The sequence below is a fragment of the Brevibacillus sp. AY1 genome (assembly GCF_029870785.1).
Lineage (GTDB): Bacteria > Bacillota > Bacilli > Brevibacillales > Brevibacillaceae > Brevibacillus > Brevibacillus invocatus.
This window is the reverse complement of the sequence record NZ_JAFLPN010000011.1, coordinates 35,010-47,594: the sequence shown is the minus strand read 5'-3', so window position 1 is coordinate 47,594 and position 12,585 is coordinate 35,010. Positions and strand designations below refer to the sequence as shown.

Annotated in this window: 13 protein-coding genes and 1 other annotated feature; of the genes, 3 read left to right on the top strand and 10 right to left on the bottom strand. The window is 50.0% G+C overall.

Translation table 11 applies throughout. From position 1 onward, the window contains the following. Nucleotides 1–194: 194 nt before the first annotated feature. Nucleotides 195–560 (top strand): phage holin family protein, encoded by a 366-nt coding sequence (locus tag JZI27_RS11435; protein ID WP_122909847.1) that lies wholly within the window; start codon nt 195–197, stop codon nt 558–560. A gap of 61 nt (nt 561–621) precedes the next feature. On the opposite strand, the gene zapA is transcribed toward JZI27_RS11435, so the two are convergent. From zapA to pheS, 3 genes are all read right to left on the bottom strand, one after another. Beyond that, nucleotides 622–891 (bottom strand): cell division protein ZapA, encoded by a 270-nt coding sequence (zapA, locus tag JZI27_RS11430; protein ID WP_122909846.1) that lies wholly within the window; start codon nt 889–891, stop codon nt 622–624. Between the two features lie 96 nt (nt 892–987). Continuing rightward, nucleotides 988–3,411 carry a phenylalanine--tRNA ligase subunit beta gene (gene pheT / locus JZI27_RS11425; protein ID WP_280207590.1) on the bottom strand — a complete coding sequence of 808 codons (2,424 nt, stop codon included), beginning with the start codon at nt 3,409–3,411 and terminating at the stop codon, nt 988–990. Between the two features lie 15 nt (nt 3,412–3,426). Beyond that, the gene (pheS, locus tag JZI27_RS11420) at nt 3,427–4,461 is read right to left on the bottom strand and encodes a phenylalanine--tRNA ligase subunit alpha (RefSeq protein ID WP_280207589.1); all 1,035 of its coding nucleotides are present in this window, start codon (nt 4,459–4,461) and stop codon (nt 3,427–3,429) included. A 62-nt stretch (nt 4,462–4,523) separates the two neighbouring features. Continuing rightward, nucleotides 4,524–4,775, bottom strand: a binding site (T-box leader). A gap of 87 nt (nt 4,776–4,862) precedes the next feature. Here pheS and JZI27_RS11415 point away from each other — a divergent pair. Continuing rightward, nucleotides 4,863–5,594 (top strand): DUF2225 domain-containing protein, encoded by a 732-nt coding sequence (locus JZI27_RS11415; protein ID WP_280207588.1) that lies wholly within the window; start codon nt 4,863–4,865, stop codon nt 5,592–5,594. Here the strand turns inward: JZI27_RS11415 and JZI27_RS11410 are convergent. Then, on the bottom strand, nt 5,591–6,415 hold the full coding sequence (locus tag JZI27_RS11410; RefSeq protein ID WP_280207587.1) for a TrmH family RNA methyltransferase: 825 nt from the start codon (nt 6,413–6,415) through the stop codon (nt 5,591–5,593). The two genes, JZI27_RS11415 and JZI27_RS11410, sit on opposite strands and share 4 nt — an antisense overlap. A gap of 2 nt (nt 6,416–6,417) precedes the next feature. Next, nucleotides 6,418–7,074, bottom strand: a complete 657-nt coding sequence (locus JZI27_RS11405) for a potassium channel family protein (protein ID WP_122909842.1) — start codon at nt 7,072–7,074, stop codon at nt 6,418–6,420. A 173-nt stretch (nt 7,075–7,247) separates the two neighbouring features. On the opposite strand from JZI27_RS11405, the gene sspI reads away from it, so the two are divergent. Beyond that, on the top strand, nt 7,248–7,484 hold the full coding sequence (gene sspI / locus JZI27_RS11400; RefSeq protein WP_122909841.1) for a small acid-soluble spore protein SspI: 237 nt from the start codon (nt 7,248–7,250) through the stop codon (nt 7,482–7,484). A gap of 55 nt (nt 7,485–7,539) precedes the next feature. Here the strand turns inward: sspI and JZI27_RS11395 are convergent, their stop codons facing one another. The 5 genes from JZI27_RS11395 to JZI27_RS11375 form a co-directional block, all read right to left on the bottom strand. After that, entirely contained in the window at nt 7,540–8,703 is a 1,164-nt protein-coding gene (locus JZI27_RS11395) for a Ger(x)C family spore germination protein (RefSeq protein ID WP_280207586.1), read from the bottom strand. Beyond that, nucleotides 8,696–9,859, bottom strand: a complete 1,164-nt coding sequence (locus JZI27_RS11390; protein WP_280207585.1) for a GerAB/ArcD/ProY family transporter — start codon at nt 9,857–9,859, stop codon at nt 8,696–8,698. The genes JZI27_RS11395 and JZI27_RS11390 overlap by 8 nt, the downstream gene beginning before the upstream one ends. After that, nucleotides 9,856–11,394 (bottom strand): spore germination protein, encoded by a 1,539-nt coding sequence (locus tag JZI27_RS11385; RefSeq protein WP_280207584.1) that lies wholly within the window; start codon nt 11,392–11,394, stop codon nt 9,856–9,858. The genes JZI27_RS11390 and JZI27_RS11385 overlap by 4 nt, the downstream gene beginning before the upstream one ends. Before the next feature lie 160 nt (nt 11,395–11,554). Continuing rightward, a complete protein-coding gene (locus JZI27_RS11380; protein WP_251243047.1) occupies nt 11,555–11,920 on the bottom strand; it encodes a DUF1294 domain-containing protein in 366 nt (121 codons plus the stop codon). Nucleotides 11,921–11,923: 3 nt separating this feature from the next. Continuing rightward, nucleotides 11,924–12,538 carry a DedA family protein gene (locus JZI27_RS11375; protein ID WP_122909836.1) on the bottom strand — a complete coding sequence of 205 codons (615 nt, stop codon included), beginning with the start codon at nt 12,536–12,538 and terminating at the stop codon, nt 11,924–11,926. Nucleotides 12,539–12,585: the final 47 nt, after the last annotated feature.

Genomic DNA, 12,585 nt, shown 5'->3' with positions numbered 1-12,585 from the left:
GTGATCCTCCTTATATTCTCCATCAGCGGTGCTGCATTTCCATTGCCGATGGGAGTCAAGGTCTTCATCGGCGATTACCCACCATTATAACATGCCATGCTCGCCAAGGATAATTTTACACACCATGTTTATGGATAAGCTGACCTCAATAAAGCCAGAATGAAAATGATACAATACCCAAAGGAGGAGTCGATTTGACGTTCATGCGCCATGTCATTCGGTTCATTGTCGCCGCGGTTGTACTGATGTTTGTCGGTTTTCTCGTCCCCGGCTTTTCTGTAAGCAGCTTCTGGACTGCACTGTTAGCGGCTGTCGTTATCGCCGTCATCGGCTGGATTGTAGAATCCTTGTTCGGTGAACGAATCTCGCCCTACAACCGAGGTATTGTCGGATTTCTCGTCAGTGCCGTCGTCATCTATGTAACGCAGTTCATCGTTTCCGGCTTCCGTGTCACCATTTTGGGAGCACTGCTGGCTTCCCTGGTCATCGGGATCATTGACCTGTTCATTCCGATCAAGACCAACTTCAAAGACGGGGATCGCAACAGACAGGAAACGTAAGCTCATCATAACCAAATGAAAACGAGAAAAAGAGAGGCATATGCCTCTCTTTTTTCCTTATCTATGACTTTTCTTTTGCGTCTTCCTGAAGGATCTTGAGCAGTTCTTCGTACTCCTGGCGAAGGCGGTAGTACTCATCCGCAATATTGACTGCTGTAAGTACGGCAATTTTGGCCGTGTCCAAACGATGATTGCCGTTTGCGATTTCGTTCATCTTGTCGTCAACGAAACCGGCCACCGTACGTATGTGATTCACACTTGCCTTGCCACTTAGCCGGTATTGTTGGCCATAGATATCCACCGTCAAACGATTTTTTCCATCACCTTGCACGAGGGGTTCCTCCCTACTGCGACCTTTGCTCTATTGTATCCTTCTTAGGTTACTGAAAATGTCATATTTCGTCAAGCCGTCCTTTTTTTCAACAAATTACATTCGAAGCTCTGCACCAGCTGTATGCTTAAGCGCCTCCACAATCGCCGCTGTCACCTGCTGGACTTCTTCATCCTGCAAGGTGTGCTCGCTGTGGCGGAAGACGAGGGAGAAGGCCATGCTCTTCTTGTCCTGTGCGATGCGCTCGCCCATGTAAACGTCAAAGAGAGTAAGGGATTCAAGCAGATCGCCAGCCGCTTCGCGAATCGTGGCTTCCAGCGTTCCAGCGTGGACATCGCGGTTTACCACCAGCGCCAAGTCTCTGGTTACAGCCGGGAACTTTGGAAGCTGACTGTAATGCCCAACTTCTTTGGCTGCTTCACCCAATGCCGCAATATCCAGCTGGAATACATAGGTTTCCGACAGATCGTAAGCTTTTTCTGTACCTGGATGCACCTGACCCAGATACCCTAGGCGCTGATCCTTGACCCACACTTCCGCTGTACGTCCCGGATGCATGCCAGCCAGCTCCGATACTTGCTTGTACTGGACATCCTGGATTCCCAAGCCAGCCAACAGGGATTCGACCACACCTTTGACCTGATAGAAATCAACAGGCTGTTTTGCCCCCATCCAGTTTTGCGGCATCCACTGTCCAGTCAGAGCACCACCTACATACAGTCTTTCTTCTGGAAGCTCTGTCAGTACCTCCTGACGACTGAGGAATACACGGCCCAATTCAAAGATCGCTACGTCGTGTTGTTGACGATTTTTGTTGTAAGCGACAGTCTCCAAGAGGCTGGGCAACAGGCTGGTACGCAGCACGCTGTGATCTTCACTCATCGGCATGAGCAAAGCAACAGGCTTGGTTTCGCCCTGATGCAGCCCCGCTACATCCTCAACGCGATCAGGATGTACGAGTGCGTATGAAATGGCTTCGTTCAAACCAGCTCCGATCAGATGATGACGAATGGCACGGCGCAGCTTTTGATCCGCTGTCAGTTGGCCCTGGGTCGTCTCGCCTGTAGGCAGGCTGGTCGGGATTTTGTCGTAGCCATACAGTCTCGCCACTTCCTCCACAAGATCCTCTGGCAGCGTAATGTCGCCACGTCTGGTTGGCACTGTAACCGTCCATTTTTCATTTGTTCCTTCATAAGGGAATTGCAGACGGTCAAAGATGGGAGAGACTTCATCCGCTGTCAGCGAGGTTCCCAAGTGCTGATTGATTTTTTCCAGCGTCACGCTGACAACAGCAGGTGTTCCTTCCTTGACAACTGCGCTCGCCACACCTTTCGAGACGGACGCTCCGGACAATTGCTGAATCAGGGCGGCAGCACGCTCACCTGCTTCTTTTACTCGAAGCTGATCCACGCCTTTTTCCCAACGAACGCAGCCCTCTGTGCGCATGCCGAGCTTGCGAGCTGTACTGCGAACTGTCTGCGGTGTAAACCAGGCAGCCTCGAGAATAATTTCCTTCGTCTCATCGGTAATCTCCGAGTTGGCTCCACCCATTACCCCCGCAATCGCCAAGCCCTTTTCAGGATCGGTGATGAGCAGCATCTGTGTGTCCAGCTTGCGAGTCTGGTCATCCAGTGTAACCAGCTCTTCCCCTTCATGAGCCATTCGCACCACGATCTTGCGCTCTGCAACCTTGCCTGCATCGAAAGCGTGCAGTGGCTGACCGTACTCCAGCAGGACGTAGTTGGTTACATCTACGACGTTGTTGATCGGGCGCATGCCTGCTGCCATCAGACGGTTTTTCATCCATTGCGGAGAGCTGGTGATTTGGGCGTTGGTAAAATGACGGCCATGATACTGATAGCTTTCTTCCTGCGCGTCGATGCTTACCTGGATCGGATTTTGCTCGCCGTTTTCCACAACATCTGCTGCAGGCAGTATAACTTCCTTGCCAAAAATCGCGGCTACTTCATAAGCAACCCCCAGCATGGAAAGGCAATCAGAGCGGTTTGGTGTCAATCCCAGCTCCAGGACATAATCGTCCATTCCAAGGTAGGAGACCGCATCCATTCCCACTTCTGCATCCTCAGGCAATACCATGATGCCTTCCTGCTGGTCCTTCGCCAAAAGCTTGTCGTTGAGCCCCAATTCCTTAGCCGAGCAGATCATCCCTTGGGATTCCACGCCGCGCAGCTTGGAGCGCTTGATTTTGAGATCGCCTGGCAAGTGGGCACCTACCATCGCAACAACAACTTTTTGTCCCTGTGCAACGTTGGGAGCTCCACAGACAATCTGCAGATCTTCTTCCTGTCCGACATCTACGATACACACGTTCAAGCGATCCGCATCCGGGTGCTTGGAGCGTTCTTTCACATAGCCGATCACACAATTGGAAACTCCTGCATTACGCGATTCTACTGCGTCCACTTCGATCCCGCTGCGGGTCAGCTTTTCAGCCAGCTCATGCGGTGTGATGCCACTCAGATCGACGTATTCCGCTAACCATTGATACGATACCTTCATCTTCGCTTCTCCTCTCTATCCTCGGTTGAATTGACGCAGGAAACGAACGTCATTGGTATAAAAATGGCGAATATCCTCTACGCCGTATTTCAACATCGCAATCCGTTCCACACCCATACCAAAGGCAAAGCCGCTTACTTCCTGCGGGTCGTAGCCGGCCATTTCCAGCACTCGAGGATGCACCATACCGGAGCCCAGGATCTCGATCCAGCCAGTCTGCTTGCAGACGCGGCAGCCCTCTCCACCACAGTTGAAGCATTGCAGATCTACCTCAGCACTCGGCTCTGTGAACGGGAAGAAGCTCGGACGCAGACGTACCTGTTGGGTAGGACCAAACATCTGCTTCGCGAAAGTCAACAGCGTTCCCTTCAGATCGCTCATGCCGATTCCTTTTGCCACGACCAGACCCTCGATCTGGGTGAACTGATGAGAGTGCGTCGCATCGTCGTCATCGCGACGGTATACTTTTCCCGGACAAATGATTTTTACGGGTGTTTTTCCTTCCTTCTTCAGCATAGTCCGCGCCTGTACGGGAGAGGTGTGGGTACGCAGCAAGATCTCATCTGTCATGTAGAACGAATCCTGCATGTCACGTGCCGGGTGATCCTTCGGCAGGTTGAGCATTTCGAAGTTGAAGTGATCCATCTCCACTTCCGGTCCTTCTGCGATCTCAAAGCCCAGACCGATAAAAATATCCTCGATCTCCTCGATAATTCGGGAGAGCGGGTGCATGGTCCCTGTCGGAACTGGTCTTCCAGGCAATGTCACGTCGATCGTTTGCGACGCCAGCTTGGCGTTGAGCACAGCCTCTTCCAAAGCCGTTTGCTTGGCGGAAAATGCAGCGTCCAGAGCCTCTCGCACTTCATTGACCAGCTGTCCCACCACTGGGCGCTCTTCAGGAGACAAGCTCCCCATTCCACGCAGAAGTTCTGTCAGCTCACCTTTCTTGCCCAGGTACTTGACGCGCAAATCCTGGAGTTGGGCAGATTCCGTCATCTGGCTGATTTGGCCAAGTGCGGATTCCTTCATCTCTTGCAACCGAGTTTGCACTGTGAATCGCTCCTTTTTTGAATTCATTTTTACAGCTGGAAAAAAAGAAAAACCCGCCCCCAAAAAGGGACGAGTTACTTTTTTCTCGCGGTACCACCCTTGTTAGACAAAATGGCTGGATGCCTGGCTTTGTCTCACTTAGATCATTGCTAACGGGAATGACCCGGCTGCTCCTACTTGCGTCCATCGACGGTTCAGAGTGCGGCTATGGAGTGAATTCGGCAGCTATCGTGCTAAAGATGCTCGCAGTCTATGGCATCTTCTCCCTGGTAACGCGTAGTTCTCTGCGTACTAGTCTCCATCATGGCTTTCGGTTATAATGATTCCGTATCGAAATTATAGCGTAATCCACATTTACTTTCAATTGTTCATACCCTGCAAGTAGGAAGGGGACGTTAAAAATGATCGAAAAAATCTCTGCACTTTACGACAAATCCATCATCTGCCGACATTGTGAAACCCCCTTTTCCACCAAACGAATCCGTGGCGGTTCGCTTACGATGGAACACAGAGACGCTGATTTTTGCACGCGATTCAAAGAAAAATCCATGAACCCGATCTTGTACTCTGTCAATGTGTGTCCACAATGCGGCTTTGCTTTTTCCGATCAGTTCAACGCAAAGCTGACTCCTGCACAGGCAAAGATCGTCCAGCAAAAAATCAGCTCGAAATGGACTCAGAAGGATTTCGGTTCGATTCGAAAAAATGAAGAAGCGATTGCCTGCTACAAGCTAGCCATCTACGCTGCTGAGCTAACCGACCAGCCCCATTCTGTCAAAGCTGGGCTGTACCTGCGTTTAGGCTGGTTGTACCGCTTTCTCGACAACACAGCGGAGGAGCTTCGCTTTATTGGTATGGCTGTTGATGAATACGAGCATTCGTACATACACTCTGACTACATGCGCGGCGATAAGGAGATGTCTCAGATTCGCCTGCTTTACCTCATCGGCGAGCTGCACCGGCGCCTTGGTGAATTCGACAGCGCGATCCGTTACTTTGGCAAGGCGCTGGAGTTTCGTAACAGCACAATCGAAAGCGGTATCATCCGCATGGCGCAGGATCAATGGCAATTGGCTCGCGAGGAGTACAAAGAAAAGCAGCAGTCTAAAGGAAACGAACACGAGATCGGCTAACTCTGCCGATCTCTTTTTCTACGCGCTTCGTACATAAACAAACCTGCCGCTACCGCCGCATTCAACGATTCGGCCTGACCATAAATCGGGATGTGAACCTGAAGATCGGCCAGTGCGACCATTTCAGGCGAAACACCACGCCCTTCGTTTCCGATCACGATAGCCGTTTTCCCGCAATAATCCACTTGGTCATACGAGCGGCTCCGCTCACTAAGGGAAGAGATCAGCACACGCCCTCCTTGACTACGCCATTCCTCGGCAGTCTGCGGCAAGGAGCGTGTGAAGACCGGCAGACGAAACAAAGCTCCCATCGTCGCACGCACGACTTTTCCGTTGTAAAGGTCCACGCTTCCTTTTCCAAGAACAACTCCATTCACCCCAGCAGCTTCTGCTGTCCGTAAGATGGTGCCGAGGTTGCCTGGATCCTGAATCTCGTCCAAATACAAAAGCAGCAAGTCCTCGCAGCTCTGAATCTGTTGATCTAACCATTCTTCCCATTTAAGCCTGCTTTTTTTCACTACAGCCACAATCCCTTGCGGCGACTTCGTTTCCGACAGCTTGGCCAAGACCGCTCCTGTTGCTGCAATTACCTGCATGCTATGCGCACTGTTTTCCAACGTGCGGCGACAGGCTGCGTCCATTTCCCTCTCGCTATCGTAAAGAATGGTTGTGATTTCGGCACCGCTATGGAGCGCCTCCTCCACCAGATGAGCGCCTTCAATCAGAAAACTGCCCGACCCTTCTCTCCCTTTGCGGTCCAATAAAGCGTGCAGCCGTTTTACCAACGGATTTTGCACCGAAGTAATACGTTCGTGTACCATCTCTATGCCTGCTCCTCAAATGTTTGTAGGTCTTTGTTATTGCCTATCACAACCAGGACGTCGCCCACTCGAATCAGGTCGTCAGGATTGGGAGTGATGTTGAATTTATCACCGCTCTTGATCGCGATGACGTTCACTTCATACAGTGCGCGTAAGTCCAGCTGGCGCAGGCTTTTCCCGACCATCCGTGTTGATACGATCACCTCAGCCACGCTGTAATCCTCCGCCAATTCGATAAAGTCCAGTACATTGGCAGAAATCAGGTTGTGTGCCACTCGTACACCCATATCCCGTTCAGGGAAGACGACACGGTCTGCTCCAACCTTGTACAGAACCTGGCCATGACGCTCATTTTGTGCTTTTGCCACAATTTTTTTGACGCCTAGCTCCTTCAAGGTCAGCACTGTCAGGATACTGGCTTGAATATCGACGCCAATAGCAACGACCACAACATCAAAATTGCGTATCCCCAGCTCCTTCAGCGCCCGTTCATCCGTCGTGTCAGCCACTACTGCATGAGTAACATACTGGATGTTTTCATTGATCCGTTCCTCGTTTTCATCGATGCCCATCACTTCAAAATCCATTTCGTACAAGGTACGCGCCACGCTGGATCCAAACCGCCCCATGCCGATAATGGCAAACTGCTTCGTCGACATTCCTGCTCACCTTCTCCTTTTCCTAACCAGTCAATCCGGTTCCCCGAGGGCTCTTTTTGATACCAAGCATTATATCACACCGCCCTCACTCGCTACAAAAGAGTATGAGGGTACTCTGTCGGACAAATACTATGCTTGAAGCCAATTCCTGATGAGAGGGGGTTAGACCTCGCATGAACATCGCCTCCTTGAATTTGCGCCAAGCCATCATGTATAAAATGCAGGGCTCAGACGCGAATGCTGTAGAAGAAACGATCAGTGATGCCATTTCAAGTGGCCAGGAAAAAACGCTGCCCGGATTAGGTGTCCTGTTCGAAGTATTGTGGCAGAACAGCAATGAATCTTCACGTCAAAACATGGTGCAAACCATTGCCCAGCACATTCCTGAACAAACGGAAAAGCCGATGTAACCCATTTTTTGCAGAGCAAAAGGGAGGACAAGCCGCTTGTCCCCCCTTTTTTCATTTATTGCATTTCCATACCCAGACGGCGCAATTTGATCGTGTATTCCACGCGAATGGGGAAGTTCTTGAAATCCTGATTCCAATCATGCTTGATCCAGTAATCGCGATAATGATGCCCTCGCAGTTTCAGTCCCAGCTTGAAAATATCGCTGTTGTACTGCTTTTGCACTTTCTCGATCATCTGATTCGCCCTCTCCTCCATTTCCCGCTTTATCAATGCCTCCATATCTTTGATGAATTTCTCCGGTGACCCTTTATGAAATCCTTGTTTGGTAATCTCTACGATATCCCCTTGTACTTCGCAGTGGTATATCGCTTCAATCCCATCCTCTCTAGCACCATGCAGCCTCATTTCCAGATTGGTATCCACAAAATGAGGTCGAAACGTTACATAATCGTCCTCAGTACCAGGAAGCTTAACGACGACATCTCCTCCCCTTTTTTTATCCCTGATTTGTAAGAGAGACCAGGTATGATTGGGGTTCAAGGAGCCCACCATGCGATGGTTGCGAAAGATCGCGATCCCCTTCCACTTCACTTCGTTTCTGCTCGCTTCCACGTAGTTTAGCAAAGGCTGCATAGCTTTGTTGGAGGTCGCATTAAAGTAATCTCCTAAGGTCTTGTCGGGAATGATCCCCATCTTTTTTCCGTTCTCAATGAGATCCATGATGAAAACAACGGGAATTTGCGCCAACTCCGGTTTGATTTCCAGCAAAGAGGCCGCTTTTCCCTTCACGATGATCGGCCAGAGGAGTCGGCGGATTTGTGGCTCTCTGCGAAACCAGTCCATGATGTGTTCAATTCCCTCGCGAGCGATCTCTTCGCTTACTGCCAAGACGCGCGTATGTCCCAGGAATAGGCGCTGATTCAGTCGCAGCTGCAAATTGTTCGTAGCATCGGTAATGGTCCTCCCAGTGACACTCATGATCTTGACTGCGTCGGTATTGCTTCCTCCCCCCTGACTGCTACGACTGCTACTCCCAGCGATTTTAATGGGAATGGGGATTTGCACAGTCATTCGATAATTTTTTTCGTTTTCTTCGTCCACATCGACCGCAATTGCCAGAACGGAAGCTCGCTCCTCCAATTCTCTACGGTCCCAGCATCCTGTCAGCATGCAGATTCCGATCAGCAGCATGCAAACAAATCGCCACCTTTTATCCATCTGCCTTCCTCTCCTTTGACTCGTCCCACACTTTACCCCTCAGAAAAAGGACAAGCCAGTAAATAAGCGGGATGCCGAGATTCAGGAACAAGCCACCCAGACCGATCAGCGAACTAACTTTAAAAATCTCCACGATATTTTGAGGCCATAACGCGATGAAGAACAGGGGGATGAACAAAACCAGGGCAGCAATCCGTTGAAACACGATTCCCTTCCCAAAAAGTTGACGCAAACCGTAAATAAAGGTGTAATAGCAATTTGCGATCGTCGTAAAGACAGCTGCCACCCAAACAGCTAGAAAAGCGGATTCCAGCCTTTCCAAAATCAGACCAGGAACTTGAGTGGTTTTCACAAGCTCCAGTGTCGGCCAGGTAACCCGCTGCAGCTCTTCATAACCAAAAACCGTAATCCCCGCCACCACGATTAGCGTATATACGACCGTGGTAATCAAAATCCCGAAAAAGCCTGCTTTTTCCTTGTTACTTGTCCGTTGAGCAAAAGCAAAGTAGATCATCATAATCTCGTAGCCAGAAAAAGAATACGTAGCTTCAAGCGCCCCTTCCAGCATCGATTTTCCAGGCACGCGAACCAACGGAAATAGGTGGTTCCACTCAGCTTTTTGAAAAGAGGCGAAAGCGATGAATAATACAGGGAGCAGGATTAAAGGAAACAGAATTTCGTTCACACGTGCTACGACTTCCACCTCGTGCAGACACAAAAAATAGGCGAGTAAAAACATCGTAATGATAATGACTTCCAGCGGCGTATTGAGCAAAACCGAAGTGACAACCACTTCCCCAAAAATACGAGAGCTGATAGCCGAGATCACATATAAAAACATCAGATAAATGAAAATCCAAGGCAGGCTTAAAATTTTGCCAAGCCGAGGATTCTCAGGCGAAGCCCACACAAGCGGACTGTATTCAATGATGGTCATGCCTGGGAAGCGTCGACTCAGCTTGGTTATCATCCAGAGGGCAAAATAAGCTCCGATGGATCCAAGTATCGGTACGATCCATCCAGCCTCCAGCAATCGGGAAGTGGCAGTTCGTGGCAAAGTCAACACCCCAACACCAATCAGCGTACTGGTGATCAGGCAGGTTTGCTGCCAGGAGGTGAAGGAAAAATGAGCATTGCCGCCGTTCTGTTTCTTCACGACTGGTCATCCTCCTCTTTCAAACGAATTTTGTCATGCACCCGAAACATGGTTGGCCTTTTGGTCATCAAATGATGTGGCACCCGCAGGAAAAGATCCTTCATTCCTTGCAGATTGAGCGGACTTAGTGGCGACATATACGGCACACCAAAAGAATTGAGTGAAGACAGGTGGACCAGAATAAGGATGATGAACAACATGATCCCGTACAGCCCGAACATTCCTGCCAACAGCATGACAGGAAATCGCAGCATCCGGATGGCAATCGCGGCACTATAGCTGGGGGATGCAAACGAGCCAATCGTCGTAGCAGCGACAATGATGACCATGATCGGACTGACCAGTCCAGCGGAAACAGCCGCCTCCCCTACCACCAGCGCTCCCACGATTCCAATGGTGGGACCGATCGGACCTGGCAAGCGAACGCTGGCTTCACGTAGGATTTCAATGGCCATTTCCATGATTAGCGCTTCCACTAAAGAAGGAAATGGCACGGTAGATCGACCAGCTGCCATTGCGATAACAAGCCTCGAGGGAATCATTTCCGGATGAAAGGAACTGAAGGCGATATAAAGGGATGGAAGTAATAGCGCGATCGAGATGCTGATGATCCGGATGAAGCGAATGAGAGAAGCAATATAAAAGCGCTCGTAATAATCCTCTGGACTTTGATAAAACTGTGAAAAGACGGATGGCGCGATCAGTGCGAACGGAGTGCCATCTACGAGTATGCCAACCTTTCCTTCCAACAGATTCGCGACTACCTTGTCAGGACGCTCGGTGTTTTGAATTTGTGGGAAGGGCGAGTAGCGGTTGTCCTGGATCATTTGTTCGATATAACCGCTCTCCAGCACAGCATCCAGATTCAACTTTTCCAGTCGGCTGATAATCTCTTCCACGATGGGAGGATGGGCCAAGCCCTCGATATAGAGCACAAAAATGTCTGTCTGTGTACGTTGGCCAACAATCATGTGACGGACGCGCAGATTGGGATCCTTCAGTCGAAACCGAACCAAGGAGGCATTCACCATCAATGTCTCACAAAAGCCGTCACGAGGTCCGCGTACGACCGATTCCGTCTGAGGTTCTTCCACACCTCTTCGGGCCCAGCCGCGAGTATTGTTCAGATATGCTTCCGTTTCACCTTCGATCATCAGAACCGTGTTGCCAGACAAGATGTTTCGAATGATCTGCCTCAAACCTGTTGTCGTTTCCAATTCATTTGTAGCCGATTTATCGTAAGTGATGCTGGAGGACGTCAAGTTTTGTATGATGTATTGGCTAATTACATCGCAGTCTACCATGCCATCCAGAAAAACAAGTGCTGCATCTTGACCGGTCTTGACCTGAAATCTTCGTACAACCAAATCATCGCTTTTCCCCAGCTGATGCTCAATCAAGGCAATATTTTCATCCAGGTCGGTCGTAATGGTCACGTCATCGACACTTTCCATACTTTTACTGGCATGCTGCTGAAGCGACTGATCCCGGAGGCTTTCCTTCCTTTTTTTCCACGCATTCCAAAAATGGCTCAAGTAACCTCCCCCTCTCAAGTACGCGAAGAGTTCATTGGGATGTACGTTAGTGTACCCAACAATGGAAAAGAAATCCCTTTTCCTGCACGAATAACCCATGACACGGAAAATTTGGCATTAGAAAAATTCCGTATCTATGCGATACGGAACCTTGCCAATCCTATGATAATGTTTCGAGCCAGGAAACAAGTGCGAAAAGTTGGACTGCTAGAAAAAAAGGAATCAGAACGGTAAAGCGAAGATGCTTCGTCTTGTGGCGGTGAAGCAGCATGCCGAGAAGTGCCCCTGCTGCTCCGCCCAATGCGGCGACAAGCAGCAGACTGGCCTCTGGAATCCGAAAGCTGTTTGCTTTTGCTCGATCCTTGTCACTTGCCATGAGAAACCATGCATACGCGTTTACCAGCACCACCCCGACCACCAGCAGCCATGGCGTTGAAAAAGAGAATAGGCCTGCGAGGTTCAGGAGCCACGCCACGATGAGCAGCAAATTCCGATTTCTGCGATGAAGCTTCAGCTGCTGTTTCATTCCCTACTCCCCCCTTTTGGCCTGTGAAGTGCCCCCACGCATTTTCCGCACGAGCAGCACTACGCCAAGGACGACCAGGAGAGCCATCAGCGTGTAGGCTCCATACGACCGAATCATTCCGATAATCGTCTCCACGTTGCGCCCAAATACGTAGCCGATCAAATAAAAGGCAACGGTCCAGACCAAGCCGATCGGATAGGACAGTAAGGCATAACGACGATACGTCATCCCGCCCATCGCCACCAGATAGGGCACCAGATGCCTTACAACCGGAAACAGATAGCTGATGCATAGCGCTGTGGTTCCGTATTTCTCCAGCAACGCGGTAGAACGCTCGACCTTTGCCCTCATCTTTTCCTTTTTGGACAACCAGCCTAATATCGGCTTTCCAAAATATTTACCTAGCAAAAACCCGATTGTCAATCCAGATGCCACTCCGAGATAAGCGGTCAATAAAGAGTAGAACGGGTCTAAAATCCCGATTGAGACCAAAAAACCCCCAGTAGCCACTACCAGCTCATCAGGAATGGGCAAACCTACGATACCTAGCCACAGCAGAAAAAAAATGGCTACATAACCGTATTGCTCTATGATCGACATCAGAAGGTTAACTTCCATCCGGCAAAATCCCCTATCTTCGCCGCTTGTCTGCATCGGAATTGAAT

Coding starts and splice junctions, on each gene's coding strand:
- pheT (WP_280207590.1), bottom strand. CDS start 3,411: ATGAAGGTATCGTATCAATGGTTAGCGGAATACGTCGATCTGAGTGGC.
- JZI27_RS11415 (WP_280207588.1), top strand. CDS start 4,863: ATGATCGAAAAAATCTCTGCACTTTACGACAAATCCATCATCTGCCGA.
- JZI27_RS11410 (WP_280207587.1), bottom strand. CDS start 6,415: ATGGTACACGAACGTATTACTTCGGTGCAAAATCCGTTGGTAAAACGG.
- JZI27_RS11405 (WP_122909842.1), bottom strand. CDS start 7,074: ATGTCGACGAAGCAGTTTGCCATTATCGGCATGGGGCGGTTTGGATCC.
- sspI (WP_122909841.1), top strand. CDS start 7,248: ATGAACATCGCCTCCTTGAATTTGCGCCAAGCCATCATGTATAAAATG.
- JZI27_RS11395 (WP_280207586.1), bottom strand. CDS start 8,703: ATGGATAAAAGGTGGCGATTTGTTTGCATGCTGCTGATCGGAATCTGC.
- JZI27_RS11380 (WP_251243047.1), bottom strand. CDS start 11,920: ATGAAACAGCAGCTGAAGCTTCATCGCAGAAATCGGAATTTGCTGCTC.
- JZI27_RS11375 (WP_122909836.1), bottom strand. CDS start 12,538: ATGGAAGTTAACCTTCTGATGTCGATCATAGAGCAATACGGTTATGTA.